The organism is Micromonospora sp. AMSO31t (genome assembly GCF_008868175.1).
In the GTDB taxonomy this organism is placed as follows: domain Bacteria; phylum Actinomycetota; class Actinomycetes; order Mycobacteriales; family Micromonosporaceae; genus Micromonospora.
Genome location: NZ_WBKT01000042.1, coordinates 17,635 through 42,046, shown reverse-complemented (window position 1 = coordinate 42,046; position 24,412 = coordinate 17,635). Strand labels below are relative to the sequence as shown.

At 73.7% G+C, this 24,412-nt stretch carries 23 protein-coding genes and 2 pseudogenes; 13 read left to right on the top strand and 12 right to left on the bottom strand.

All coding sequences use genetic code 11. The annotated features are described in order from the left end of the window. Nucleotides 1-289 (bottom strand): annotated as a pseudogene (locus F8274_RS12540) (hypothetical protein); the annotation flags it as partial. Nucleotides 290-679: 390 nt separating this feature from the next. Here F8274_RS12540 and F8274_RS12535 point away from each other — a divergent pair. The 3 genes from F8274_RS12535 to F8274_RS12525 are packed head-to-tail and all read left to right on the top strand — an operon-like array spanning nucleotide 680 to nucleotide 2,813. Then, nucleotides 680-1,600 carry a proteasome assembly chaperone family protein gene (locus F8274_RS12535; protein ID WP_151462473.1) on the top strand — a complete coding sequence of 307 codons (921 nt, stop codon included), beginning with the start codon at nucleotides 680-682 and terminating at the stop codon, nucleotides 1,598-1,600. Nucleotides 1,601-1,657: 57 nt separating this feature from the next. Further along, nucleotides 1,658-2,455: an exodeoxyribonuclease III gene (locus F8274_RS12530; RefSeq protein WP_151462472.1), complete on the top strand. Its 798-nt coding sequence runs from the start codon at nucleotides 1,658-1,660 to the stop codon at nucleotides 2,453-2,455. A 37-nt stretch (nucleotides 2,456-2,492) separates the two neighbouring features. Beyond that, nucleotides 2,493-2,813 carry an antibiotic biosynthesis monooxygenase gene (locus F8274_RS12525; RefSeq protein WP_151462471.1) on the top strand — a complete coding sequence of 107 codons (321 nt, stop codon included), beginning with the start codon at nucleotides 2,493-2,495 and terminating at the stop codon, nucleotides 2,811-2,813. A gap of 6 nt (nucleotides 2,814-2,819) precedes the next feature. Here F8274_RS12525 and F8274_RS12520 read toward each other — a convergent pair whose 3' ends face one another. Further along, complete coding sequence (locus F8274_RS12520) at nucleotides 2,820-3,023, bottom strand: hypothetical protein (protein WP_151462470.1); 204 nt, start codon at nucleotides 3,021-3,023, stop codon at nucleotides 2,820-2,822. Nucleotides 3,024-3,260: 237 nt separating this feature from the next. Here F8274_RS12520 and F8274_RS12515 point away from each other — a divergent pair, with 237 nt between their 5' ends. Further along, nucleotides 3,261-3,485 carry a GntR family transcriptional regulator gene (locus tag F8274_RS12515; RefSeq protein ID WP_151462469.1) on the top strand — a complete coding sequence of 75 codons (225 nt, stop codon included), beginning with the start codon at nucleotides 3,261-3,263 and terminating at the stop codon, nucleotides 3,483-3,485. 139 nt (nucleotides 3,486-3,624) lie between these two features. On the opposite strand, the gene F8274_RS12510 is transcribed toward F8274_RS12515, so the two are convergent. Together F8274_RS12510 and F8274_RS31955 are read right to left on the bottom strand one after the other, a co-directional pair. Then, nucleotides 3,625-4,179, bottom strand: coding sequence for a class F sortase (locus F8274_RS12510; RefSeq protein WP_370518226.1), 555 nt, complete (start codon nucleotides 4,177-4,179; stop codon nucleotides 3,625-3,627). Further along, nucleotides 4,160-4,723: pseudogene (locus tag F8274_RS31955) on the bottom strand (hypothetical protein); the annotation flags it as partial. The gene F8274_RS12510 and the pseudogene F8274_RS31955, both read right to left, overlap by 20 nt. A 123-nt stretch (nucleotides 4,724-4,846) precedes the next feature. Between F8274_RS31955 and trmB the strand changes: the two are divergent. The 3 genes from trmB (at nucleotide 4,847) to F8274_RS12495 (ending at nucleotide 8,995) form a co-directional block, all read left to right on the top strand. Then, the gene (gene trmB / locus F8274_RS12505) at nucleotides 4,847-5,551 is read left to right on the top strand and encodes a tRNA (guanosine(46)-N7)-methyltransferase TrmB (RefSeq protein ID WP_151462468.1); all 705 of its coding nucleotides are present in this window, start codon (nucleotides 4,847-4,849) and stop codon (nucleotides 5,549-5,551) included. 47 nt (nucleotides 5,552-5,598) lie between these two features. Then, complete coding sequence (locus F8274_RS12500; RefSeq protein WP_151462467.1) at nucleotides 5,599-8,103, top strand: RNA helicase; 2,505 nt, start codon at nucleotides 5,599-5,601, stop codon at nucleotides 8,101-8,103. Between the two features lie 244 nt (nucleotides 8,104-8,347). Next, on the top strand, nucleotides 8,348-8,995 hold the full coding sequence (locus F8274_RS12495; protein ID WP_151462466.1) for a hypothetical protein: 648 nt from the start codon (nucleotides 8,348-8,350) through the stop codon (nucleotides 8,993-8,995). Nucleotides 8,996-9,058: 63 nt separating this feature from the next. Here F8274_RS12495 and F8274_RS12490 read toward each other — a convergent pair whose 3' ends face one another. Continuing rightward, entirely contained in the window at nucleotides 9,059-9,718 is a 660-nt protein-coding gene (locus F8274_RS12490) for a response regulator transcription factor (protein WP_151462465.1), read from the bottom strand. Nucleotides 9,719-9,782: 64 nt separating this feature from the next. Here F8274_RS12490 and F8274_RS12485 point away from each other — a divergent pair, with 64 nt between their 5' ends. Genes F8274_RS12485 through F8274_RS12470 form a run of 4 tightly spaced genes read left to right on the top strand, consistent with a single transcriptional unit; the run spans nucleotide 9,783 to nucleotide 12,899 of the window. Then, entirely contained in the window at nucleotides 9,783-10,568 is a 786-nt protein-coding gene (locus tag F8274_RS12485) for a sensor histidine kinase KdpD (protein ID WP_151462464.1), read from the top strand. Next, nucleotides 10,568-11,416: a manganese catalase family protein gene (locus F8274_RS12480; protein WP_151462463.1), complete on the top strand. Its 849-nt coding sequence runs from the start codon at nucleotides 10,568-10,570 to the stop codon at nucleotides 11,414-11,416. Before F8274_RS12485 ends, F8274_RS12480 begins: the two co-directional genes overlap by 1 nt. A 1-nt stretch (nucleotide 11,417) precedes the next feature. Further along, complete coding sequence (locus F8274_RS12475; protein WP_151462462.1) at nucleotides 11,418-11,612, top strand: hypothetical protein; 195 nt, start codon at nucleotides 11,418-11,420, stop codon at nucleotides 11,610-11,612. Between the two features lie 27 nt (nucleotides 11,613-11,639). Beyond that, nucleotides 11,640-12,899 carry an Nramp family divalent metal transporter gene (locus F8274_RS12470; protein WP_151462461.1) on the top strand — a complete coding sequence of 420 codons (1,260 nt, stop codon included), beginning with the start codon at nucleotides 11,640-11,642 and terminating at the stop codon, nucleotides 12,897-12,899. Between the two features lie 24 nt (nucleotides 12,900-12,923). Here F8274_RS12470 and F8274_RS12465 read toward each other — a convergent pair whose 3' ends face one another. The 7 genes from F8274_RS12465 to F8274_RS12435 all read right to left on the bottom strand — a co-directional run bounded on the left by F8274_RS12465 (nucleotide 12,924) and on the right by F8274_RS12435 (nucleotide 21,660). Continuing rightward, on the bottom strand, nucleotides 12,924-14,414 hold the full coding sequence (locus tag F8274_RS12465; protein WP_151462460.1) for an MFS transporter: 1,491 nt from the start codon (nucleotides 14,412-14,414) through the stop codon (nucleotides 12,924-12,926). Beyond that, nucleotides 14,411-16,189 carry an IucA/IucC family siderophore biosynthesis protein gene (locus tag F8274_RS12460; protein ID WP_151462459.1) on the bottom strand — a complete coding sequence of 593 codons (1,779 nt, stop codon included), beginning with the start codon at nucleotides 16,187-16,189 and terminating at the stop codon, nucleotides 14,411-14,413. Before F8274_RS12460 ends, F8274_RS12465 begins: the two co-directional genes overlap by 4 nt. Next, nucleotides 16,186-16,761 (bottom strand): GNAT family N-acetyltransferase, encoded by a 576-nt coding sequence (locus F8274_RS12455; RefSeq protein ID WP_151462458.1) that lies wholly within the window; start codon nucleotides 16,759-16,761, stop codon nucleotides 16,186-16,188. Before F8274_RS12455 ends, F8274_RS12460 begins: the two co-directional genes overlap by 4 nt. Continuing rightward, a complete protein-coding gene (locus F8274_RS12450; RefSeq protein WP_151462457.1) occupies nucleotides 16,758-18,050 on the bottom strand; it encodes a lysine N(6)-hydroxylase/L-ornithine N(5)-oxygenase family protein in 1,293 nt (430 codons plus the stop codon). The genes F8274_RS12455 and F8274_RS12450 overlap by 4 nt, the downstream gene beginning before the upstream one ends. A 23-nt stretch (nucleotides 18,051-18,073) precedes the next feature. Beyond that, entirely contained in the window at nucleotides 18,074-19,609 is a 1,536-nt protein-coding gene (locus tag F8274_RS12445) for an aspartate aminotransferase family protein (RefSeq protein WP_151462456.1), read from the bottom strand. Between the two features lie 90 nt (nucleotides 19,610-19,699). Next, the gene (locus F8274_RS12440; RefSeq protein ID WP_151462455.1) at nucleotides 19,700-20,953 is read right to left on the bottom strand and encodes an MFS transporter; all 1,254 of its coding nucleotides are present in this window, start codon (nucleotides 20,951-20,953) and stop codon (nucleotides 19,700-19,702) included. Beyond that, nucleotides 20,950-21,660: a siderophore-interacting protein gene (locus F8274_RS12435; protein WP_151462454.1), complete on the bottom strand. Its 711-nt coding sequence runs from the start codon at nucleotides 21,658-21,660 to the stop codon at nucleotides 20,950-20,952. The genes F8274_RS12440 and F8274_RS12435 overlap by 4 nt, the downstream gene beginning before the upstream one ends. A gap of 98 nt (nucleotides 21,661-21,758) precedes the next feature. Between F8274_RS12435 and F8274_RS12430 the strand changes: the two genes are divergently transcribed. Both F8274_RS12430 and F8274_RS12425 read left to right on the top strand, forming a co-directional pair. Then, nucleotides 21,759-23,813, top strand: coding sequence for a penicillin acylase family protein (locus F8274_RS12430; RefSeq protein WP_151462453.1), 2,055 nt, complete (start codon nucleotides 21,759-21,761; stop codon nucleotides 23,811-23,813). Then, the gene (locus tag F8274_RS12425; protein WP_151462452.1) at nucleotides 23,810-24,367 is read left to right on the top strand and encodes a GNAT family N-acetyltransferase; all 558 of its coding nucleotides are present in this window, start codon (nucleotides 23,810-23,812) and stop codon (nucleotides 24,365-24,367) included. Before F8274_RS12430 ends, F8274_RS12425 begins: the two co-directional genes overlap by 4 nt. The last annotated feature ends 45 nt before the right edge of the window (nucleotides 24,368-24,412 follow it).

Genomic DNA, 24,412 nt, shown 5'->3' with positions numbered 1-24,412 from the left:
CGGCCGAGGCGGCCGGGTTCGGGGGGTCGCCGGCCGGGCGGGCGCCGATCTGGGTGAAGCCGCCGACCAGCCCGAGGCAGCAGACCGCGCCGGTGGCCATGGCCATCTTCGACCGGCCCGGCCGGGCGGCGAGGGGGTTCACGAGGGCGTTGAAGCGGGTACGCAGGAAACCGCGGGAAGTGGATGCCTCCGCGCAAGCGGTCAACTGATCGGTCGAGGGGGTATCGTCCGAACGGTCAACCGAGCCGTCGAGGCCGTACTGGTCGTCGAGGGAGCCGTCGTCACGCATTCGACGAGGCTAGACAGGGCAAACCGGGATCACCCAGGCTCGTCGGGTGGTCCTCGCCACAGTCTGCGCCCTCGGAACCGGACAGCCGTCGCCGGCCCGGGTCGGCCGGTGACGGACCTCGCGACCCGGGAAAACCTCCGGTGTGGCGCGCGTCGCACCGCGCCGGGCAGGAACTTCGCAGCCTCCCCGGGGCCGCCCACTGATCGACTAACTCGTCCTTTCGGCTGACCCGCACCCGGACCGGGAGGAGGAGCCAATACCGTGCCGTCGCCGAATTGTGATCATCAGTCGGCCCGTAACGGAATGGACCACGACGGCCGGTACGTTGGCCGAACGGGGTGCCGTGTGCGCGCGGCCACCCCGGACGCGTCGACAGGAAGGTCCGAACCGGTGCTCGACCCACACGAGCTCTACGAACTCAGCGACGATCTGCCCGATCTCGGCCAACCGGTGCTGATCCAGGCCCTCACCGGCTTCGTCGACGCCGGCAGCGCCACCCGCCTCGCCCGGGAGCAGCTGCTCACCTCCCTGGAGGCGCGGCCCATCGCCCGCTTCGACGTCGACCAGCTCTTCGACTACCGCTCCCGCCGGCCGGTGATGACCTTCGTCGAGGACCACTGGGCCGACTACGACGCCCCGGCGCTGGAGCTGCACCTCCTGCGCGACGACGACGAGACCCCGTTCCTGCTGCTCACCGGCCCCGAGCCGGACGTGCAGTGGGAACGTTTCGTGGCCGCGGTCGCCGCGCTCAGCGCGCGGCTCGAGGTCCGGCTCACCGTCGGGCTCAACTCGATCCCGATGGCCGTCCCGCACACCCGACCCACCGGCGTCACGGCGCACGCCACCCGGCGCGACCTGATCTCCGGCTACGAGCCCTGGCTCCAGAAGGTCCAGGTGCCCGCCGGCGTGGGCCACCTGCTCGAATACCGCCTCGGAAAGCGCGGTCGCGACGCCCTCGGCTTCGCCGCGCACGTGCCGCACTACGTCGCGCAGACCGAGTACCCGGCCGCCGCCGAGGCGCTGCTCGCCGCGGTGTCCCGCAGCACCGGGCTGCTGCTGCCTCGCGACGGCCTGCGCGCCGCCGCCGAGGTGGTGCGCGTGGAGATCGACCGCCAGGTCGCCCAGACCGAGGAGGCGGCCACCCTGGTCCAGGCCCTGGAGGAGCAGTACGACGCGTTCGCGCGGGGCCGCGGCGAGAAGAACCTGCTCGCCCCGGAGACCGGCCCGCTGCCCACCGCCGACGAGCTCGGCGCCGAGCTGGAACGCTTCCTCGCCGAGCAGACCCGACCCGGGGACACGCCGGAACGCTGACGCGACACCCCGTGGGCTGACCCGGCGGGGTGGCGGCCGATGCGGCAGGCTGGAGGCATGCGCCTGGCGACCTGGAACGTCAACTCGGTGAAGGCCCGCCTCCCCCGGCTGCTCGACTGGCTGGCCACCACGAAGCCCGACGTCGTCTGCCTGCAGGAGACCAAGTGCCCCGACGGGGCCTTCCCGGTCGCCGAGGTGGGCGAGCTGGGCTACGAGGCGGCCAGCCACAGCGACGGCCGGTGGAACGGGGTGGCCCTCCTGTCCCGCGTGGGCCTGGCCGACGTGGCGGTCGGCTTCCCCGGCGAACCGGGCTTCCCCCTGCCCGAGGCCCGGGCCATCTCGGCCACCTGCGGCGGCCTGCGCGTCTGGTCGGTGTACGTGCCGAACGGCCGCTCCCCCGACGACCCGCACTACGCGTACAAGCTGGCCTGGTTCGCGGCGCTGCGGGACGCCCTGGAGCCGGAGGTGACCGGCGGGCTGCCGGTCGCGGTCTGCGGGGACTTCAACGTCGCCCCGACCGACGCCGACGTGTGGGACCCGAAGCTCTTCGTCACCTCCACCCACGTGACCCCCGCCGAGCGGGCCGCCCTGGCCGCGCTGCGCGACCTCGGCCTCAGCGACGTGGTGCCGACGCCCATGAAGGGGCCGCACCCCTACACCTACTGGGACTACCGGGCCGGCATGTTCCACCAGAACAAGGGCATGCGGATCGACCTGGTCTACGCCACCGCGCCGTTCGCCCGCGCGGTCACCTCCGCGTACGTGGACCGGGAGGCCCGCAAGGGCAAGGGCCCCTCCGACCACGCCCCGATCGTCGTCGACGCCGACCTGGTGCCGGCCGTCGAGACGTTCTGACCCGGCTCGTTCCGGCCCCGCTCGTTAGGGTGGAGCCATGGCAGTCGTGAAGATCAACGCGATCGACGTCCCGGCGGGCGCCGGCGAGGAGTTGGAGAAGCGGTTCGCAGCCCGGGCCGGCGCGGTGGAGAACTCCCCCGGCTTCCTCGGTTTCGAGCTGCTCCGCCCGGTCGGCGGGGAGACGCGCTACTTCGTCTACACCCGCTGGGAGACCGAGGAGGCCTACCAGGCGTGGGCGCAAGGGCCGTCCCGGGCCGCGCACGCCGGCGGCGGGGGCGGGGAGCCGCGCAAGCCGGTCTCCACCGGGGCCACCCTGCTGGAGTTCGAGGTCGTGCAGCACGTCCCCGGCAAGGGCTGACCCCTCCTACTTCTGGAACATGGTGGACGCGACGTCGGCCATGAGCTTGAGGGCCCAGTCGAGCTGCGGACAGGTGTCCCGGTCCCGGCACTCCAGGCAGCCGCCGGCCCGCCAGGGCTGGTCGAGCGCCCGGGTCCAGTGCGTGTCGATGATCCGCATCATCGCGAACAGCTCGTCGGCGGGCGTGATGTCGCCGTCGTCCATTGGCATGGCCCACGCCTTCCGCGAGTGAGCGATGGGCCGCCCCGGGTGCGGAGTCCGTGCCCGGGGCGGGTGACCGGAAACCCCGGATTGCTGAAGTCCAGGAGCTCCGACCCACTGTCTCACTGTATTCACTGTCTCACTGTAGTTAAGTTCTCACTGTCTCCACTTTGCCGCGTTGTCGCCTTGTCCTGGTCAGGTGCGGGCTGGAAACATGATCTCCGCTGAAGTCCAGGAGAGCCGATCATGCCGACCAGGCCACCGCACTACCGACGTGTCGCCGACGACATCGAGGCCAAGATCCGCGCCGGCGAATACGCGCCCGGGCGACAACTGCCGTCCGTGTCGGAGATCGGCGAGACCTACAACGTCGCCAGGTCGACGGCCTACCGCGCCGTGAAGGAACTGCACGCGCGCAACCTCATCTACGGGCAGCAGGGCCAGGGCGTCTTCGTCGCAGAAGCCGAATAGCAGTCCTTCTGAGTCGTTGCCGACGTCAGCTCGAAAGGCGCGCGCTGCCACAAGCCCCGGTCCGCCGCCTCCTGCTCAGGCCCTACGAACTTGAAGTCGCACGGGACTCATCGCCAGGCGCCGCGGGCGCCAGGCGGCGTCAGGGGTTGCGGGTGTCGAGGAGCGAGGCGAAGGCGATGACGTTGTCCTGGTAGCCGGTGTGGCCGCCCACCCACTCGCCGCCGCAGGTGATCAGCCGCAGCTCGGCGGGACCGGACTCGCCGTACACCCGGTCGGCGGGCAGGTTGGCCTTGTCGAAGTACTCGACCGTGTCGACCTTGAAGGTGACCACGCTGCGGTCCTCCCGGGTCACCTCGATCCGGTCCCCCGGCTTCAGCTCGTGCAGCCGGTAGAAGACCGCCGGCCCGCTCTTGGTGTCCACGTGCCCGACGATGATCGCCCGGCCCGGATCGCCGGGCACCGCCCCGCGGTTGTACCAGCCGGTCTGGTGGTGCTCGGTCAGCGGCGGCACGGCGATGGAGCCGTCCCGGGCCTGGCCGACCGGGGTGACCGGGGCGGTGATCTTGATGGCCGGCACGGCGAGGCGGACCGGAAGGCTGGCCGGCTCCCGCGCCCGGGTCGGCTCGGTGGTGCGCCCGCTCGACCCGGTCGCCGCGTCGGCCCAGTCGAACGGGCCGGCGGGACGCGACCACACCGACCACCGCGCCGGCCACGGTCAGCGCCAGCCCGACCGGCACCAGCAGCCCGCCGACGCCGCTGCCGGCCGTGCCGCCGAAGCCGGTCGCCGGGCCGCGGCTGGGCTGCACCCGCTTGACCACCTGGAGCATGGTGGACGCGGTCTGCCCGCCGGGACACTCCAGCTTGACCCGGTAGTTGCCGGGGCGGGTGCGTTCCCGGACCATCGGCGAGGCGGTGAGCAGGCCGCGCTGCGGCTGCACCTGGATCCGGCCGAACGCGTCGGACACCACGGTGGCCGGCACCGAGTTGTCCCGGCAGCTCGCCCGGATGCCGACCAGGAAGCCGGCCTCCACGGTGCTCGGGGTGACCTCCACGAAGATGAGGTCGGCGGGCGGCTGTGTCCCGGGTTGGCCCGGCACGGGCTCGGCGGCGGGCACCAGCGCGGCGGAGAACGCCGGTCGGGCGGGCGGGCCGGCCTGGGCGGGAAGCGCGCCGACCAGCGGGGCGGTGCACGCGGCGGCCGCGACCAGCAGCGCCGCACGTCCCGTGACTGACACCATGCCCCCTCCCGGCGTCGGGGTCGGGCGGCGGGCCACCCGTCCTGCCGTACGGGATGAATCCTCTCACCCCGGACCGCCCATCACATCCGATCCGCGGCGGCGGTCGCGTACGCTCGGGTCGCTGTGACCTCCACCGACTTCAGCGCCGCGCCGCCGGCCCACGCCGCCCGTATCCGCACCTTCCACCCGCGTCGCGGACGGATGAGCGACCGGCAGCGCGAGGCGCTGGCCCGGCTCTGGCCCGCGTACGGCCTGGAGATCGACGACCTGGACGGGCCGTGCGATCCGACGGCGCTGTTCGGACGGCGGGCGCCGCTGGTGCTGGAGATCGGTTCCGGCATGGGCGACGCCACCGCGGCGATGGCGGCCGCCGACCCGGACCGACACTATCTGGCGGTTGAGGTACACACGCCCGGAATCGCCAACCTGCTGGACCTGGTCGACCGGCACGGCCTGGGCAACGTGCGGGTGGCCAGGGGCGACGCGCTGGACCTGGTGCGGGCCATGCCGGCGGGCTGCCTGGACTCGGTGCACGTCTTCTTCCCCGACCCGTGGCCGAAGGCCCGCCACCACAAGCGGCGGATCATCCAGCCGGCGCACGTGGCGCTGCTGCGCTCCCGGCTGGTCCCCGGCGGGACGCTGCACTGCGCGACCGACTGGGCCGAGTACGCCGAGTCGATGCGGGAGACGCTGACCGCCGACCCCGAACTGGTCGACGTGCACGGCGGCTGGGCGCCCCGCCCGGCCCACCGGCCGGTGACCAAGTTCGAGCGCCGGGCGCTGACCGCCGGGCGGGAGATCTTCGACCTGGTCCACCGGCGGCGCTGAACCCGGTTGGCGCGGCGGGCCATGATCCAGGCACCATGGGAGCCGCCATGACTCTCACCGCCGCGCTGCCGAAGAGCGCCGACCCCGACACCCTCTACGACGCGTTCGCCGGCTGGGCGTCCGAGCGCGGTCTCGACCTCTACCCCCACCAGGAGGAGGCGGTCATCGAGATCGTCTCCGGCGCGAACGTGATCATGAATACGCCGACCGGCTCGGGCAAGAGCCTGGTGGCGGTCGCCGCGCACTTCGCGGCGCTGGCCGACGACCGGACCACGTTCTACACGGCGCCGATCAAGGCGCTGGTCTCGGAGAAGTTCTTCGCCCTCTGCGAGGTCTTCGGCGCGGAGAACGTCGGCATGCTCACCGGCGACGCCAGCGTCAACGCCGACGCCCCGATCATCTGCTGCACCGCGGAGATCCTGGCCAACCTGGCGCTGCGCGAGGGCGCCCGGGCCGACGTCGGCCAGGTGATCATGGACGAGTTCCACTTCTACGCCGAGCCGGACCGGGGCTGGGCCTGGCAGGTGCCGATCATCGAGCTGCCGCAGGCCCAGTTCGTCCTCATGTCCGCGACGCTCGGCGACACCACCCGCTTCGTCGACGACCTGACCCGGCGCACCGGGCGGCCGACCGCCGTCGTCCGCTCGGCCGAGCGGCCGGTCCCGCTCCTCTTCTCGTACGCGATGACGCCGCTGCACGAGACCCTGGAGGAGCTGCTGGCGACCAAGCAGGCCCCGGTCTACGTCGTGCACTTCACCCAGGCCGCCGCTCTGGAGCGCGCGCAGGCGCTGATGAGTGTGAACGTCTGCACCCGGGCCGAGAAGGACATGATCGCGAGCGCAATCGGCAACTTCCGGTTCACCTCGGGCTTCGGGAAGACCCTGTCCCGGCTGGTCCGGCACGGCATCGGCGTGCACCACGCCGGCATGCTGCCCAAATACCGCCGCCTCGTGGAGACCCTGGCGCAGGCCGGGCTGCTCAAGGTCATCTGCGGCACCGACACCCTGGGCGTCGGCATCAACGTGCCGATCCGCACCGTGCTCTTCACCGGTCTGTCGAAGTACGACGGCACCCGCACCCGGCTGCTCAAGGCCCGCGAGTTCCACCAGATCGCCGGCCGGGCCGGGCGGGCCGGCTTCGACACCCTCGGCCGGGTCGTGGTGCAGGCCCCCGAGCACGTCATCGAGAACGAGAAAGCCCTCGCCAAGGCGGGCGACGACCCGAAGAAGCGCCGCAAGGTCGTGAAGAAGAAGCCGCCGGAGGGCTCCATCGGCTGGGGCGAGCCGACCTTCCAGCGCCTGGTCGAGGCCGAGCCGGAGCCTTTGACCTCCAGCTTCCAGGTCAGCCACTCGATGCTGCTCAACGTCATCGGCCGCCCCGGCGACGCGTTCGCCTCGATGCGGCACCTGCTCACCGACAACCACGAGGACCCGGCGGCCCAGCGCCGGCACATCCGCCGGGCCATCGCCATCTATCGGGCGCTGCGGGCCGGCGGGGTGGTCGAGGAGCTGCCCGAGCCGGACGAGCAGGGCCGCCGGGTGCGGCTCACCGTCGACCTCCAGCTCGACTTCGCGCTCAACCAGCCGCTCTCCCCGCTCGCCCTGGCCGCCGTCGACCTGCTCGACCGGCAGTCCCCCTCGTACGCGCTGGACGTGCTCAGCGTGATCGAGTCGATCCTGGACGACCCGCGCCAGGTGCTGTCCGCGCAGCAGTTCAAGGCCCGCGGCGAGGCGGTCGCCGCCATGAAGGCCGAGGGCATCGAGTACGAGGCCCGCCTGGAACTCCTCGACGAGGTGACCTGGCCCAAGCCCCTGGCCGAGCTTTTGGAATCGGCGTACGAGATGTACCGGCAGGGCCACCCCTGGGTGGCCGACCACCAGCTCTCCCCCAAGTCCGTGGTCCGCGACATGTACGAGCGGGCCATGACGTTCACCGAGTACGTCCAGTTCTACGGCCTGTCCCGCTCCGAGGGCCTGGTGCTGCGCTACCTGGCGGACGCGTACAAGACGCTGCGGCAGACCGTGCCCGAGGACGCCAAGACCGAGGAACTGGTCGACCTCATCGAGTGGCTGGGCGAGCTGGTCCGCCAGGTCGACTCCAGCCTCATCGACGAGTGGGAGCGCCTGCGCAACCCGTCCGACGTCGCGGAGGTGGCCGCCTCGCTGGACGACCGGCCGCCGGCGGTCACCCGCAACGCCCGCGCGTTCCGGGTGCTGGTGCGCAACGCGCTGTTCCGCCGGGTGGAGCTGGCCGCGCTGCGCCGCTGGGACCTGCTCGGGGAGCTGGACGCCGACCACGGGTGGCACGCGGACGCGTGGGCGGACGCGCTGGAGCCGTACTTCGAGGCGTACGACTCGATCGGGGTGGGCCCGGACGCGCGCGGGCCGGCGCTGCTGATGATCGAGCAGGGCCGGGAGCGGTGGACCGTACGCCAGATCCTGGACGACCCGGAGGGCGACCACGACTGGGGCATCAGCGCCGAGATCGACCTCGCGGCCTCCGACGAGGCGGGCGCCGCGGTCGTCCGCATCACCGACGTCGGACAGCTCTGACCGCGCTGACGCCGCAGGGGTGAGCCGGGAGACCGGCCCACCCCTGCGGTGTAGCTGGATCAGTCGCGCGGGGTCTGGAAGGCCACGCGGCGACGACGGAACATGACGAACAGCACGGCGGCGCCGCCGCCGGCCAGCGCGGCGGCCGAGCTGACCGGGATCCCCGGCTCCAACCCCTGGGCGATGTCAGACCTGTCGATTAGAATGTATGTACTAATCGAGCTTTTGACCTGGGAGGATGCTCGTGACTGCGCCCACCTCCGCCGCCCCTGTCACCCCCTACGCCACCCTCCTCGGATTCACCCGCTACGTGGACCGCACCGGGCCCACCAAGGCCACCTTCGTGGGCGGCCTGCGCAAGCAGCGGGCGAGCCGGCACGGGTTCAACCCGCACGGCCAGTTCGTCAAGGCGCTCAAGGCCGACGTCGCCTTCCACACCGGCGGCACCCACCTGGCCCAGGTGGCCGACCTGGTCAAGCCGCGCTGGCGCCCGCTGTACGAGGCGCTGGTGCCCGGTGCGACCACCTGGCTGCACTCGCTCGGCGAGCCGGCCGGCGTCGACCTGGCCCAGACCCGCGACGCGCTGGCCATGCTGGGCGACCTGCCCGTGAAGATCAACCCGCAGTTCGGCGTGCGCTACGCCGACGGTCGCGCCGAGGCCATCCGGCTGCACTTCGACGAGGTTCCGCCGAGCGAGGAGGCGACCCTGGCGACTCTGCACCTGATGGCCCGGCACATGGACGCGGTCCTGCCGCACGCCGAGCCGGTGCTGGTCGACGTCCGGCGCGGCGAGTCCCACCGGATGCCGGCCGACGCCAGGCCGGAGCAGATCGAGCAGTGGCTGGCGGGCGAGGCCGCGGCCTTCCGCGCCATCTGGTCCACAGCGGCCTGACCGGCCGGCCCCGACGAGCGGTCGCCCTCCCCGGGCGGCCGCTCGTCCGTGTCGGCCCCGCGCTCAGCGGCCCGCCAGGTGCGTCTCCTCGTCGAGCAGGCCGGCGCGTCCGGCCAGCGCGGCGGCTTCCACCCGGTTGGTGACCCGCAGCTTGCGCAGCAGCGCCGCGGTCATCCGCTTCACCGTGCGCTCCGAGGTGTGCAGGCGTTCGGCGATCTCCACCGTGCCCAGTCCGGCGGCCACCGCCCGGAGCAGCCGGCGCTCCTCCTCGTCGAGGTGGACCTCGGGCCGCCGGGTGGGGCCGAGCAGCTGCCGCAGCAGCGGGCCGGGCAGCACCGCCCAGCCGTCCAGGACGGCCAGCAGCGGCGGCAGCAGCTCCTCCGGCTCGCTGCTCTTCGGCAGGTAGCCCTCGGCGCCGCAGCGCAGCGCCTCGACCGCCGGCGCCGGGTCGGTCGAGCCGGACATGGCGAGCACGCGCACCCGGGGGCTGGTCCGCCGGATGGCCGCGATGGCCCGCGCGCCGCCCGGCGGCGGCATGTGCAGGTCCACCAGGGCCAGGTCGGGCACGCACCGGCTGACCAGCGCGGCGGCCCCGGCGGCGTCGCACGTGGAACCGACCACCTCGGCCCGCCCGTCGGTGGTGCTGGCCAGGAGCAGCGCCAGTCCCCGGACGAACAGCGGGTGGTCGTCCACCACGGCCAGTCGCACCGTCCCGTTGGTCATCCCTTTTCCCCCTCTTTCGGGAAGATACAGGGCATATGTGAGCCAGTGTCGGGAAGCTGGTCTCATGAGAGCCTCTCACCGCGTCGCCACCCGGGCACCGGCCCCGCTCCGGCGCCAGCCCGCAGAACGGGACGAGCGGCTGCTGGTCCGGGTGCTCTGTCACGAGCTGCGCACGCCCGTACAGGCGTTGACCGCGCTGACCCGCGCCCTCGCCGAGGACCGGCGGCCGTTGACCGCGGCGGAGCGCCGGTCGATCGCCGAGCTGGCCCACGAGCACGCCGCGCACCTGCGCTCCCTGCTGGACGACCTCGGCGACCCGCCGGACCGCGGCCGGGCGGGCGAGGAGCGGGTGGTGCCCCTGGCCCGGGTGATCCGCGCGGTGGCGGCCGGCGCACCCCACCGCCGGATGCGGACCCGGGTGAGCGGGACGGCCGCCCGGCTCGCGGTGCCCGACCGGTCGCTCCGCCAGATCCTCACCAACCTGGTCGACAACGCGGTGCGGCACGGCCCGGCCGGCGGCGAGGTGCTGGTCCTGGCCACCACGTGCCCCGGCGCGCTGACGGTCTCGGTGCTCGACCGGGGCGCGCCGGACAGCGCGCTGCTCGCCACGCTCGCCCGGCCCACGCCGTCGCCCGGCGGGTCGGGCCTCGGCCTCTGGATCGTCCGCCGGCTCGTCGACTCCCTCGGAGGGTCGCTGCGCGCCCGCCGGCCGCGCACCGGCGGGCTGGCCGTCGACGTCCGGCTTCCCGTCCCGCTCCGGGTCGGCCCGGCCGGGCCCGCGAACGGCCCCGGCGGGCCGCCGGGCCGGGAACGCGCTGAGGACGGCACCCGTGGACCCGAGGAGATGTGATGTTCACGCACATGAAGGACCTGCAGTTCGAGGCGAAGCCGGACGGGCCGGACGCCGCGTTCGCCCGCCGGTTGCAGGAGATCCTGGGCGGCAAGTGGGGCGAGATGACCGTGGCCAACCAGTACCTGTACCAGGGCTGGAACTGCCGGCTGCCCGGGAAGTACAAGGACCTGCTGCTCGACGTGGGCACCGAGGAGATGGGCCACGTCGAGATGATCGCCACGATGATCACCCGGCTGCTGGAGAACGCCCCGCTGTCGCTCTCCGAGGCGGCCGAGGACAACCCCATGGTCGCCGCCGTCTACGGCGGGTCGAACCCGGCACACTTCATCCACGGCGGCGGCGGGGCCCTGCCGGTCGACAGCGCCGGCGTGCCGTGGAACGGCAACTTCATCACGGCCAGCGGCAACCTGATGGCCGACTTCCAGCTCAACGTCACCGCCGAGGCCCAGGGCCGGCTCCAGGTCGCCCGGCTGTTCAACATGACCGACGACCCCGGCGTCAAGCAGATGCTGCGCTTCCTGCTGGCCCGCGACACCATGCACCAGAACATGTGGATGGCGGCCATCGAGCAGCTCAAGGAGGACGGGCTCGAGGAGATGCCGGTGCCCGACGCCTTCCCCGACTCGAAGGAGCTCACCGAGGAGTTCAGCTACACCTACCTGGACTTCTCGCCGGGGCGGGACGCCGCCGAGGGCCGGTGGGCCTCCGGCCCCTCGCCGGACGGCAAGGGCGAGTTCCGCTACGACGACAACCCGCGGGCGCACGCCCCCGAGCCGGTCCTGCCACCGGGCGACCCGCGCCTGTACGGCACGAACCCCGGCACGGGCGGCAAGGCCGGGAGGTGACATGTCCACCGCCAACCGCACCAAGCTGACCGTCTTCGCCCTGCTCACGCTCGCGGCGGCGAGCGCCGGCACGGCGGCGCCGGCGGTCCTCGCGCTCGCCGCCGTCACGGCGCTCATCCCGATCGCCGACGCGCTGGACCGGAAGCCGGCGCCGCGGCCGGCCCGCCGGCCGGCACCCGAACGCGAACCCGTCTGATCCGTCCGCCCCGCCAAGGAGCACACCGTGGTCACGAACGACCTCACCATCGCGTCACCGCTGCAGACCGCCCGTGCCCGGGGCCGGATGCGCGGTCGCCTCATCCTGCTCGGGCCGGCCTTCGTGGCCGCGGTCGCCTACGTCGACCCGGGCAACTTCGCCACCAACTCCACCGCCGGCGCGCGCTACGGCTACCTGCTGGTCTGGGTCGTCGTGGCGGCGAACCTGGCCGCCATGCTGGTGCAGACGCTCACCGCCAAGCTCGGCCTGGCGACCGGACGGAGCCTGCCCGAGCTGTGCCGCGAGCACCTGCCCCGGCCGGTCAACCGGGTCATGTGGGTCCAGGCCGAACTGGTGGCCATGGCCACCGACCTGGCCGAGGTCATCGGCGGCGCGGTCGCCCTCTACCTGCTCTTCGGGGTCCCACTGCTGCCCGGCGGCCTCATCATCGGCGCGTCCGCGTTCGCCGTCCTGGCGCTGCGCCAGCGCGGCTTCCGGGCCTTCGAGATCGCCATCGCGGTCCTGCTCGGGGTGATCGTCCTGGCCTTCGCCGTGAACCTGCTCACCGCGCAGCCCGACGTGTCCGCCGCGGCCGGCGGGCTGCTGCCCCGGGCGCAGGGCACCGACAGCATGCTGCTGGCCGCCGGCATCCTCGGCGCGACGGTGATGCCGCACGTCATCTACGTGCACTCGGCGCTGACGCCGAACCGCATCCCGGCGGCCGACGAGGCCGAGCGGCGGATCGTCGCGAAGGGCCTGCGCACCGACGTGCTGCTCGCCCTGAGCACCGCCGGCGCGGTCAACCTCGCCATGCTGCTCGTCGCGGCGTCCACCTTCCACAACAGCGCTATCCCCGGCACCGACACCCTGGAGGGCGTCCACGCCGGCCTGGCCGGCTCCCTGGGGGCGGTGGCGGCGCTCGGCTTCGCCGTCGCCCTGCTCTTCTCCGGGCTGGCCTCGACCAGCGTCGGCACCTACGCCGGCGAGGTCATCATGCAGGGCTTCCTGCGCCGCCGCGTACCGCTGGCGGTGCGCCGGCTGGTCACCCTGGTGCCCGCGCTGCTGGTGCTCGCCGTCGGCGTCGACCCGACCCGGGCTCTCGTGCTGTCGCAGGTGGTGCTGAGCTTCGGCATCCCGTTCGCGCTGATCCCGGTGGTGGCCTTCACCCGCCGCCGGGACCTGATGGGCAGCCTGGTCAACCGCCCGGCCACCACCGCCGTCGCGTCGGTGATCACCGCTCTCGTGGTGGCGCTCAACCTGTTCCTGCTCTGGCAGCTGGTCGCCTGACCGGCCGGGCCGCGCCGGGCGCCGTCACCGGTGCCAGGCGCGGTGCAGCAGGTACGCGGTGACCAGGCCACCGGCCAGCACGGCCGCCGCCCCCACGCTCTGCCCGGTCTCCAGCGCCACCCGGAACGCGTCCCGGACCAGCGTGCGCTCGCCGTCGGTGCCGGCGGCGGCCAGCGCGGCCGGGAACGAGCCGGCCCCGGCCAGCGCGGCGGGCAGCAGGGCGGCGAACCGCGCGTTCAGCACGGCGCCGAGCACGGCCACGCCGAGGCTGCCACCGACCTCGGTCATGGTGCCGTCGACACCCGCCCCGGCGCCGGCCCGCTCCGGCGGCAGCGCGCTCACCACCGCCTCGGCGATCGCCGGGTTGGCCAGCGCGCAGCCGGCGCCCATCAGCAGCAGGCCACCGAGCAGCACCGGATAGCCGTCGCCCGGCGTGTACGTGACAGCCAGCAGCCCGACGGCGAGCAGCGCCATCCCGACGGCGACCGCGGCCGGCCGCCCCATCCGGCGGATCAGCGCGGCGGCCACCCCGGTGAGGTTGAGCACCACGATGGACAGCGCGAACGGGGCCATCCGCAGCCCGGCCTCCCAGGCCGGGTAGCCGCGGACGAACTGCAGGTGCTGGGTGAGCAGGAACAGCGCGCCGGTCGCGCCGAAGGTGATCAGCACGACCCCGGAGACCGCGCCGGTGAAGCGGGGGTTGCGGAACAGGCCCATGTCCAGCATCGGGTCGGCGACCCGGTGTTCCCAGGCGACGAAGAGGCCGAGCAGCACGGCGCCGCCCACGGCCGCGGCGAGCACCGCGGGCGCGGCCCAGCCCTCGTCCGGCCCGGCGGTGATCGCCCAGACCACGCCGGTGAGCCCGGCCGTGGAGAGCAGCACACCGAGCAGGTCGAGGCGGCCGGTGAGCGCCTTGCGGGACTCCGGCACGAGCATCCGGACGGCCACCAGGCAGACCAGGACCACCGGCACGTTCACCAGGAAGATGGCCTGCCAGGGCAGGTGGGCGAGGATCGTCCCGCCGACCGGTGGGCCGACGGCGAAGCCCAGCGCGCTGGTCGCCGCCCAGACCCCGATGGCCCGCTGCCGCGCCGGTCCTTCGAAGACCTGCACGGCCACCGCGAGGGTTGCGGTGACCAGCAGCGCGCCGCCGACACCCATCCCGGCCCGGGCCGCGATGAGCTGACCGGTGGTGGTCGCCAGGCCGGCGGCCAGCGAGCCGGCCCCGAACAGCACCAGCCCGGCCAGCAGCATCCGCCGCCGGCCGTACCGGTCGGCCGCGCTGCCGGCGCTGATCAGCAGGCCGGACAGGACCAGGGCGTACGCGTTGATGATCCACTGGATGTCGCTGGTGCTGGCGCCCAGCTCGGTGGTGAGCACCGGCACGGCGACGGTGAGCACGGTGTTGTCCAGCACCACGGTGACCTGGGCCAGGCAGAGCACCGCCAGGATCCACCAGCGGTGCCGGAGCACCGCCGGCGCGGCCGGGGCGACCGGCGCGGCGAGGACGCTCACGGCCGCGGGGCGTACGGGGCGAGGGGGTTGGCCAGCGTCCCGACGAACTGGAGCGCGGCCGACGGGTCCGCCAGGTCGACCATCTGCTGGTTGTTGCGCAGCTGCAGCCGGTTCAAGCAGGACAGCGCGAACTCCGGGGCGAACAGGTCGTGCCGGTCGGCCAGGTGCGGCACCGACTCCGTGTAGGCGGTGACGCACCCGGCCACGGTCCGCCAGAAGGTCTCCTCGTCGAGGATCCCCTCGGTGTCGAGGATCGCGTTGAGGTGGCGCAGGAACGAGTCGAACACGTCGGTGAAGACGCAGAGCACCTTCTCCTCCTCGGGCACGGCGGCGCGGATCCGGCTCACCGCCTCGGGCAGGTCGGCCTGCGGGTTCATCACCACGATCTCCTCGGCGATGTCCTTGAAGACCACCCGCTCGACCGCGTCGTCGCGGAGCACCAGGATGACGTTCTCGCCGTGCGGCATGAACGCCAGGTCGTACGCGTACAGCGCGTGCAGCACCGGCACGAGGTAGGCGTCCAGGTAGCGGCGCAGCCAGTCCGCCGGGGCCAGCCCGGAGCCGGCGATCAGCGCACCGGCGAACGAGCGGCCGGCCCGGTCGACGTGCAGCAGCGACGCCATGGTGGCCAGGCGCCGGCCGGGCTCCAGCCCGGGCACCGGGCTCTCCCGCCAGAGCGCGGCGAGCATCTTCCGGTACGGCGAGTACCGGTCGGTGGCCGCCTCGAACTGCCGGTGCCGGTAGCCGATGGCGGCCCGCTCCCGGATGATCGACAGCCCGGTCCGCGCGAACACGGGGTCGGCGGCGATCAGCCCGGCCAGCCAGTCGTTGATGGCCGGGGTGCGTTCCATGTACGCGGCGGACAGCCCGCGCATGAAGCCCATGTTGAGCACCGAGAGCGCGGTCTTCACGTAGTGCCGGTTCGGGTCGGTGACGTTGAAGAAGGTGCGCACCGACTGCTGGGCCAGGTGCTCGTCCGGCCCCTCGCCCAGCGGCACGAGGTGGCGCCGGGCCACCTCGCCGGCGAAGGTGACGGCCAGCTTGTTCCACCACTGCCAGGGGTGCACGGGCAGCAGCAGGTAGTCGGCCGGGTCGAGGCCGAGCCCGGTGAGGGTGCGGGCGAACCCCGCGAGGGTCTCCGCGCCGAGTTCGGCCCGGACGTGGGTGTCGTAGTCCAGGTCGGCGGCGCAGGTGAAGGTGGTGTGGTCGCGGTGGGCGGCGAGCCAGAGCAGGCGGACCGGCTGGCCGGCTTCCGGGGCGTACCGGTGGTGGTCGTGCACGCCCCAGCCGATCCGGCCGCTGTTGGCCACGAAGCACGGATGGCCCTCGGTCATGGCCGTCTCGATCTGCTGGAAGTCCGCCTTGACCAGCTCGGTCGCGGTCAGCTCGGGGCGGGCCGACTTGTAGGCGAGCCCGGCCAGGGTGGAGGTGATCTCCTCCAGGTAGACGGGCAGGACGGCGTCGGTGAGGCCGAGCGCGCCGCGTAGCTCCAGGCAGAGGTCGACCGCGTCGAGCGGGGTCTCCCGCCCGTCGACGTGCCGGGTCAGGCCGGCGGGGTCGATCCACCAGTGGTGCAGGCTCAACTGCCGGGCCGCGAATCGGTACTCGGCGGTGCCGTCGTCGCTGCGCACCCGGTAGTGGCCGGGGCCTAGCGGGTCGGGGGTGATGAGCCGTTCGTGGGCGAACTCGGCCAGGGCCTTGCGGACCAGGTGGCGGTTCGCGGCGGCCCACAGCTCGGGGGTGAGGTGGTCGACGGCGGCGGAGGGGGTGGTCACGCGGGTACCTCTCGACGGGTGGCGGCCAGGAACTGCTCGCGGGTGCAGACGCTCAGCAGGGCGGTCTTCTCGGGCTTGGCGATCGGGCCGACGACGGTGAACCCGACGGCCGCGTTCAGCGCGTGCACGGCGGTGTTGCGCACGTCGGGCTCGACCACCACCCGGCGGGTGGCCGGGTCGGCGAAGAGCCAGTCGAGCACCGTGGTGAGCACGGCGAGGGTGAAGCCGTGCACCGGCGCCTCGGCGGGCGCGCAGAGGAAGTGCATCCCGACGTCGCCCTCGACCGGGTCGTAGAGGCCGACCAGCTCGACCTCGGCGGGGTCGTAGCGCTCGGCGAGGAACGCCGGGCGCCCCTGCCAGCACCCGAGGTAGGCGTCGTGGTGCGGGTGCGCGGCGATCCGCCGGTACTCCTCGGCCACCCGGGCCACGTCGGCGTCCTGCATCATCCAGAACACCGCCTTGGGGTGCGTGACCCAGCGGCGCAGCAGCGCGGCGTCGGCGTCCGGGTCGAGCGGGCGGAGGCTGAACTCGCCGAGGCGCGGATCGTGCCGGTGGTGGGCGGGTGCGGTCACGAGGGCATCCCGGCCGGCGCGCCGAACTCCTGGAAGGCGATGCTCTTCTCGATCGGGTAGTGCTCGCGGCCGGTCAGCTCCCGGATGATCCACGAGTTGCGGTAGGGGCCCATGCCCAGGTCGGGCGAGGTGACGCTGTGCGTGTGGGTGCCGGCGTTCTGGAGGAAGACGCCCCGTCCGGTGTGGTCGATGCTGTAGTTGCGGGCCACGTCGAAGCGGCCGTGGCCGTCGAAGCGGAGCCGGTCGCGGATGGGGTCGAGGAAGGCGGGCACCCGGTAGCGGTAGCCGGTGGCCAGGATCAGCCCCTCGGTGTCCAGGGTGAAGTCACGCTCCTGCTCGACGTGGTGCAGCCCCAGCGTGTACGTCCCGCGCTCCGGGTCGTGGGTCGCCTCGGTCAGCTCGGTGTTGGTGAGCAGCCGGGTCGGCACCGGGCCGCCGATGCTCTTCACGTAGAGCAGGTCGAAGATCCCGTTGATCAGCTCCGCGTCGATGCCCTTGAACAGGCCCTTCTGCTCCGCTTCGAGGCGGTAGCGGGTCGGCTCGGGCAGGGCGTGGAAGTAGTCCACGTAGTCCGGGGAGGTCATCTCCAGGGTGAGCTTGGTGTATTCGAGCGGGAAGAAGCGCGGCGAGCGGGTGACCCAGTTCAGCTGGTAGCCGTGCGTGTCGATGTCCGCGAGCAGGTCGTGGTAGATCTCGGCGGCGCTCTGCCCGCTGCCGACCACGGTGATGCTCCGCTTGCCGCGCAGCGCCGCCCGGTGCTCCCGGTACCGCGAGTTGTGGATCACGTCGCCACCCAGCCGCGCGCAGGCCGGCGGCACGTGCGGCGGGGTGCCGGTGCCGAGCACCAGCCGGCGGGCCCGGTGGGTGACCTCGCGGCCGTCCACCCGGGCGTGCACCACGTACCGGTCGTCGGTGGCGTCGTACTCGACGGCGGTCACCTCGTGTCCGAAGCGGACGCTGGGCAGCTTCGCGGCGGCCCACCGGCAGTAGGCGTCGAACTCACTGCGCAGCGGGAAGAAGTTCTCCCGGATGTAGAACGGGTAGAGCCGGCCGGTCTCCTTCAGATAGCTGAGGAAGGAGTATGGCGAGGTCGGGTCGGCGAGCGTGACCAGGTCGGCGAGGAACGGGGTCTGCAGGTGGGCGCTCTCCAGCAGCATGCCGGGATGCCAGTCGACGTCGTCGCGGGCCTCCAGGAAGAGGCCGTCGAGGTCGGCGATCGGGGCGGTCAGGCAGGCCAGGCCGAGGTTGTACGGGCCCAGCCCGACGGCGATGAAGTCGTGGGTCGACATGGGATTCTCCAGGGCGGCGCCGGTCAGCCGACCGGGCAGGACAGCTCGGCGGCGGTGCGGGTGCGGGCGTACCAGCCGGCGTGTTCGGCGATCAGGTCGAGCACCGCGGCGACGTCCTCCCCGGTCGTCTCTGGGTTGAGCAGGGTGAACTTCAGGTGGTGGGCGCCGTCCACCCGGGTGCCCGCGACGAGCGCGGCGCCGGAGGCGGCGAGCGCCTCGCGGGCGTACAGGTTGGCGTCGTCGACGAGATCGGCGGCCAGGCCGGCGGGCCGCCAGCGGAACACCAGGGTGCTCAGCGTCGGCCGGGTCACCACCTCGAAGCGCGGGTCGGCGTCGAGCAGGTGCCAGGCCTCGCCGGCCCGGTCCACCACCTCGTCGAAGAGCGCGCCGATCCCGTCGGCCCCCATGATCCGCAGGGTGAGCCAGAGCTTGAGCGCGTCGAAGCGGCGGGTGGTCTGGAGGCTCTTGTCGACCTGGTTGGGGATGCGCTGCTCGACGGCGCGCGCCGGGTTGAGGTAGTCGGCGTGCCAGGTGGCGTGCCGCAGCGTCCGGCCGTCGCGCACCAGCACGGCGCTGGAGCTGACCGGCTGGAAGAAGGACTTGTGGTAGTCGACGGTCACCGAGTCGGCCCGCCCGATGCCGTCGAGCAGGTGCCGGCGGGTCGGCGAGACCAGCAGCCCGCAGCCGTACGCGGCGTCGACGTGCAGCCACACGCCGGCCGCCGCGCAGATGTCGGCGACCTGCGGCAGCGGGTCGATGCTGCCGAAGTCGGTGGTGCCGGCGGTGGCGACGACGGCCATGACGAGCAGCCCGTCCGCCCGGCAGCGGGCGATCTCCCGGGCCAGCGCGTCGGGGCGCATCCGCCGGTGCGCGTCGGTGTCGACGGTACGGACGGCATCGGGGCCGAGGCCGAGCAGCCGGGCCGCCTTCTGCACGCTGAAGTGGCCGGCCGCGGAGGTGAGCACCCGCAGCCGGGACAGCGCCTCGGGTCCGGGCCGCAGCCCGGCCCGCGCCCGCGCCTCATCCCGGGCCAGCAGCAGCGCCTGGAGGTTGGAGTGCGTGCCGCCGCTGGTGTACACCCCGTCGGCGGCGGGCCCGAGCCCGATCCGCTCGGCCGTCCAGTCGATCAGGCGGCGCTCGATGAGCGTGCCGCCGGCGCTCTGGTCCCAGGTGTCCAGCGAGGAGTTGACCGCGCTCAGCACCGCCTCGCCGAGCAGCGCCGGAATCACCACCGGGCAGTTCAGGTGGGCCAGGTAGCGGGGGTGGTGGAAGTACACGGCGTCGCGCAGGTAGACGTCGTGCAGTTCGTCGAGGGCCGCGCCGGTGTCGCCGAGCGGCCGGTCGAGGTCGACGGCCGCGACGCGCGGGACGAGGTCGTCCGGACCGACCCCGGTGAACGGCCGGTCGGCGGTCGCCACCCGGCGGGCCACCCGCTCGACCCCCTCGGCCAGCACCGCGCGGTAGCGGTCCAGCGAGCGGGCGGTGAACAGGTGGTCCCGGGCGGCGGCCGGGCCGGCGCCGGCCGAGGGGGCCGGAACGGTTGCTCCGGGCAGACTCATGGGCAGTCCTCAGTGGTCGGAAGCGGGCACGACGGCGGCGTGCGACGGCACAAGCGGTCCGAAGTTGATCGCGAGTTAGGTTATCCTAACCTAACTCGCGAGGGTCAAGAGGTCGAGTGCCGCCACGCCGGCACCGGTCGTGGCGACCGGCCCGGCGGGGAAGCGTCGCTGGTGGACCACGCCCGCCACGACGGCGAGGCCGACCAGCACGACACAGCCGATGGCGACCGCCGGGTAGCCCAGTTGGTCGGCCGCGGCCAGGCCGGCCGAGGCGGCCACGAACGAGCAGACCAGCCCGAACGACGAGAGCACCGTGAAGTCGGTGCCGCCGGTCTCCGGCCGGGAGTAGTCCATGTTGACCGTGTAGAGCACCACGTTGGCCACCGTGTACGCGGCCAGGAACAGGCAGAGCGCCACCACCGTCCCGGTCACCGGTGCGCGGCCGGTGAGCAGCGGCAGCAACAGCAGCGTGGACACGGCGAGGGAGGCGCCGGCCACCACCAGCACCCGGGCGCGCCCGAAGCGGCCGATGCCGAGCCCGGCCAGCAGGACGGCCGCGATCGCGGGCACGCTGGTCACCACGCCGGTGACCACGCCGATCCGCGCGAGCGACCAGCCGGCGTCCACCAGCGCCGGGGTGACCAGCGCGTACGCCGCACCCGCCCCGACGTAGAGCAGCGGCACCACGCCGAAGGTCCACCACCGGCAGCCCGGCTGGGCGAACACGGACAGCAGCGCCCGGTAGGCGTGCGCCGTGGAGGGCACCCGGTCGGTGCGGGGCGGCTCGCGGAACCGCCACACCACCAGCAGGCCGACCGCGGTCAGCGCGGCCAGCAGCAGGATCGCCGGCCGCCAGCCGTACCGGTCGTAGACCACCACGCAGGCGCCGCCGCCGAGCAGGTTGCCCAGGTAGCTCGCGGCGACCTGGATGCCGTTGCCGGTGCCCCGGGCGCCGGCCGGGAGCAGCCGCACGGCCACGGCGTCCACGGCGATGTCCTGGGTGGCGGAGAGCAGCACGTACGCGAGGCAGACCGCGACCACCGGGCCCAACTGGTCGGCGGGACGGTCGAAGGGCAGCAGCGCGGCCAGCGCCAGCACCAGCCCGGTCTGGAGCACCAGCAGCCAGGAGCGGTAGTGACCGCGGTGGCGGGAGCCGTACCGGTCGAGGATCGGGGCCCAGAGGAACTTGACCGGCCACACGAGACCGACGATCTGGAGCAGCGCGAGGGTTTCCAGGGAGGTGCCGCCGTCGCGCAGGATCGCGGTCAGTCCCACGGTGATGAAGCCCACCCCGAGGTACTGGGTGACGTAGAGCGTGGTCAGCGTGCCGAGGCGGCCGGTCACCGGGCGCTCCAGTAGCCGAGCGAGGTCACCTGGTGCTTGCCCACACCGAGGGTGCGGCGCAGGTGCCGGGTGATGTCCCGGGTGCTGGCCGCCTCGGCGGCGATCCAGTAGTGCGCGTCGTCGGCGGCCGGCAGCGCGTCCCGGACGGTCTTCAGGAGGCCCTCGCCGTCCGCGCCGCGCGGGATCCAGGTGACCTCGTGGTGGTCCCGGGCGCGGGGCGCCAGCGCCCGCTCGCCGTCGTGGGCGTACTCCAGCCAGACCGTGGCGGGCACGTCGGGGGCGGCGTCGAGCAGGCTGTTCACCGCCGGCAGGGAGGCGGCGTCGCCGACCAGGTAGAGGTGGCGCGGGGCCGGCTCGGGCAGGGCGAAGGCGCTGCCCTGCACGGTGGCGTCGATGGTGTCGCCGACGGCCGCGGTCTCCGCCCAGCGGGCGGCGCACCCGTCGTGCAGGGCGAACTCCAGGTGGAACCGGCCGGTGGCCGGGTCGGGGTCGACCAGGGTGTACGCCCGCTGGTGCGGCTTGCCGTCGTTGTCGAACCAGAGCCGGATCCACATGGTGGGGTGCACGCCGCAGGCGTCCAGCAGGTCGCCGCCGTCCATCAGCAGCCGCCGGTACCGGTCGCCGACCGGCTCGGTGTCGAGCACGGTGAGCCGGAAGTTCCGCCCGCCCATGGCCCGCAGCACGAGCGCTTCCCAGTTCCGCTTCACGTGACCCCTCCAGTAAGGTCTGGCTTAGTTAGGGAAGGGTAACCTAAGTCGATGTTCATGATGTGGCCGGCCGGTGACGTGTCCGCGACGGCCGGCCGGTGACCGGCATCCGGCGTGACGCCTGGGGTGTGCCGCAGCTGTGGGGGAACAGCGTCGAGGAGCTGGCCCGGCTCCAGGGCCGGGCCGCCGCGCTCGACCGGGCCTGGCAGATCGAGGTCGAGCGGTGGCGCGCCGAGGGCCGGCTGGCCGAACACCTCGGCCCGGGCGAGTTGGGCTGGGACCGGTTCGCCCGGCGGGCCCGCCTCGCCGACACCGCCGCCCGCTGCTTCCGGCGGCTCTCCCCCGCCACCCGCCGCTGGGTCACCGCGTACGTCGACGGGGTGAACGCCGGGCTCGCCGAGGGCGCGGCCAGCGCCCCGGAGTTCTCGGCGACCGGCTGCGCCCCCGGCCGGTGGCGGCCGTGGTCCCCGCTCGGAGTCTTCCTGGTCCAGCACATTCTCTTCGGCACATTCCCCAACAAGCTCTGGCGGGCCCACGTGGAGGCCACCCTCGGCCCGGCGACGACCGGCCTGTTCGCCGTCGAGGGTCCGGGCGGCTCGGGCAGCAACGCCTGGGTGGTGCCCGGCGACCCGGTCGCCGGGCGGGGGGCGGTGCTGGCCGGCGACCCGCACCGGGTGCTGGAGCTGCCCGGGATCTACCAGCAGGTCCGGCTGGCCTGCCCCGAGTTCGACGTGCTCGGATTCGCCTTCCCCGGCGTGCCAGGGTTGCCGCACTTCGGCCACGCCGGCGAGGTGGCCTGGGCGGTCACCAACGCGATGGCCGACTACCAGGACGTCTACCGCGAGCAGGTGCGCCGCGACGGCGGGCGGGTGCTGGTCCGGGACGCCGACGGCTGGCTGCCGGCCCGCCACCACGTCGAGCGGATCCGGGTCCGCGGCGCCGCCCCCGAACCGGTCGAGGTGATCGAGACCCCGCGCGGCCCGGTGATCGACCACGACCGGCACACCGGCGAGGCGCTCAGCCTGCGGATCCCCGCCCGGGTCGAGGCGGACCTCGGCTTCGACGCGCTGCTGCCGCTGCTGCGGTCGCGAACCGTGGACGACGTCACCGAGGCGCTGCGCGGCTGGGTCGAGCCGGTGAACAGCGTGCTGGTGGCCGACCGGCACGGCGGCGTACGCCAGCTCGTCGCCGGGCTGGTGCCGCTGCGCGACGACCGCTGCCGGTGGGTGCCGGTGCCCGGCTGGGAGGCGCGCTACCGGTGGTCCGGCCGGTACGCCGAGGCCAAGCCGGTCGAGGTGGCCGGGGTGGCGGTCTGCGCCAACGACCGCCGCGACGACGTGGCCGACCTCGGGGTCGACTTCGCGCCCCCGCACCGCGCCGCGCGGATCCGGGACCTGCTCGCCGCCGACGTGCCCGCCGACGCCGTGCACGTCGACACCCGGCTGGCGGTCGGCCCGCTGCGGGCGGTGCTCGACCGGCTCGACCCGGCGACGCTCGACCCGGCGGCACGGGCGCTGCGGGAACGGCTGCGCGCCTGGGACGGCCGGATGGCCGCCGACAGCACCGGCGCCGGCGCCTGGGCGGCCTGGCGCACCGCGCTGGTCCGCCGGCTGCACGACCACCCCCGGCTGCGACCGCTGCGCGCCCCGGCCCGGTACGACGAGCTGTTCGCGCCGTGGACCGACCCCCTCGCGCGGCTCGGGCACGCCCTCGACGGGCTGGCCGGCGGGGCGGACCGGCTCGGGGTGGACGTCGACGCGGTCGCCGTGGCCGCGCTCGCCGAGGTGGCGGCCGCCGGCCCGGCCCCGGCGTGGGGCACGCGGCACCGCCTGCACCCCGTGCACCTCGGCGCGGCCCCCGAGGTCGACGCCGCGGTGGTGGCCATGCGCGACCGGGTGGCCCTCGGCGGCGACACCGACTGCGTGCTCGCCACCTCCAGCGTCCCCGGCGTCTCCGACGCCTGCTGGCGGGGCCCGGTGGCTCGCTACGTCTGGGACCTCACCGACCGTTCCCGCAGCCGCTGGGTGGTGCCGTTCGGCGCCTCCGGCCGCGTGGGCGACCCGCACTTCGACGACCAACTGCCGCGCTGGGCGGCCGGCGAGCTGATCCCGGTGCCCGACGCGGACCTCACGCGAGAGGGAGACCCGTCATGACGTACCAGGAGAAGCTGCCCGGCCTCGGCGAGCTGCGGCTCGTCCCGGTCGAGCCGGCGACGCACGCGGCGCTGCTGCACGGCTGGGTCAACAAGCCGTGGGCCCGGTTCTGGGGCATGAGCGAGCACACCGAGGCCGACGTGCGGGAGGTCTACACGTTCCTCGACGGGCTGGCCACGCACCACGCGTACCTGATCACGCTGGACGGGACGCCGGTCGGCCTGTTCCAGACCTACCAGCCCGAGGCCGACCCGGTCGGCGAGCGCTACCCGGTCCGCACCGGCGACGTCGGGATGCACCTGCTGCTCGCGCCCGGCTGGCAGCTCCCCGGCCTCACCTCGGCGGTCGGGCCGGCGCTGGCCCGCTTCCTCTTCACCGACCCGACGCGGCAGCGCATCGTCGTCGAGCCGGACGTGCGCAACGAGCGCGCGCTGCGCCGGCTGGAGCGGGAGGGCTTCACCCTCGACGCCGAGATCGACATGCCGGACAAGCGGGCCCAGCTCGCCTTCCTCACCCGCGACCGGTTCGAGGCCGACCACCCGCTCCCGGCCTGAGGACGACAGTGCCCGCCCGGCACGGGGCCGGGCGGGCACGGACGG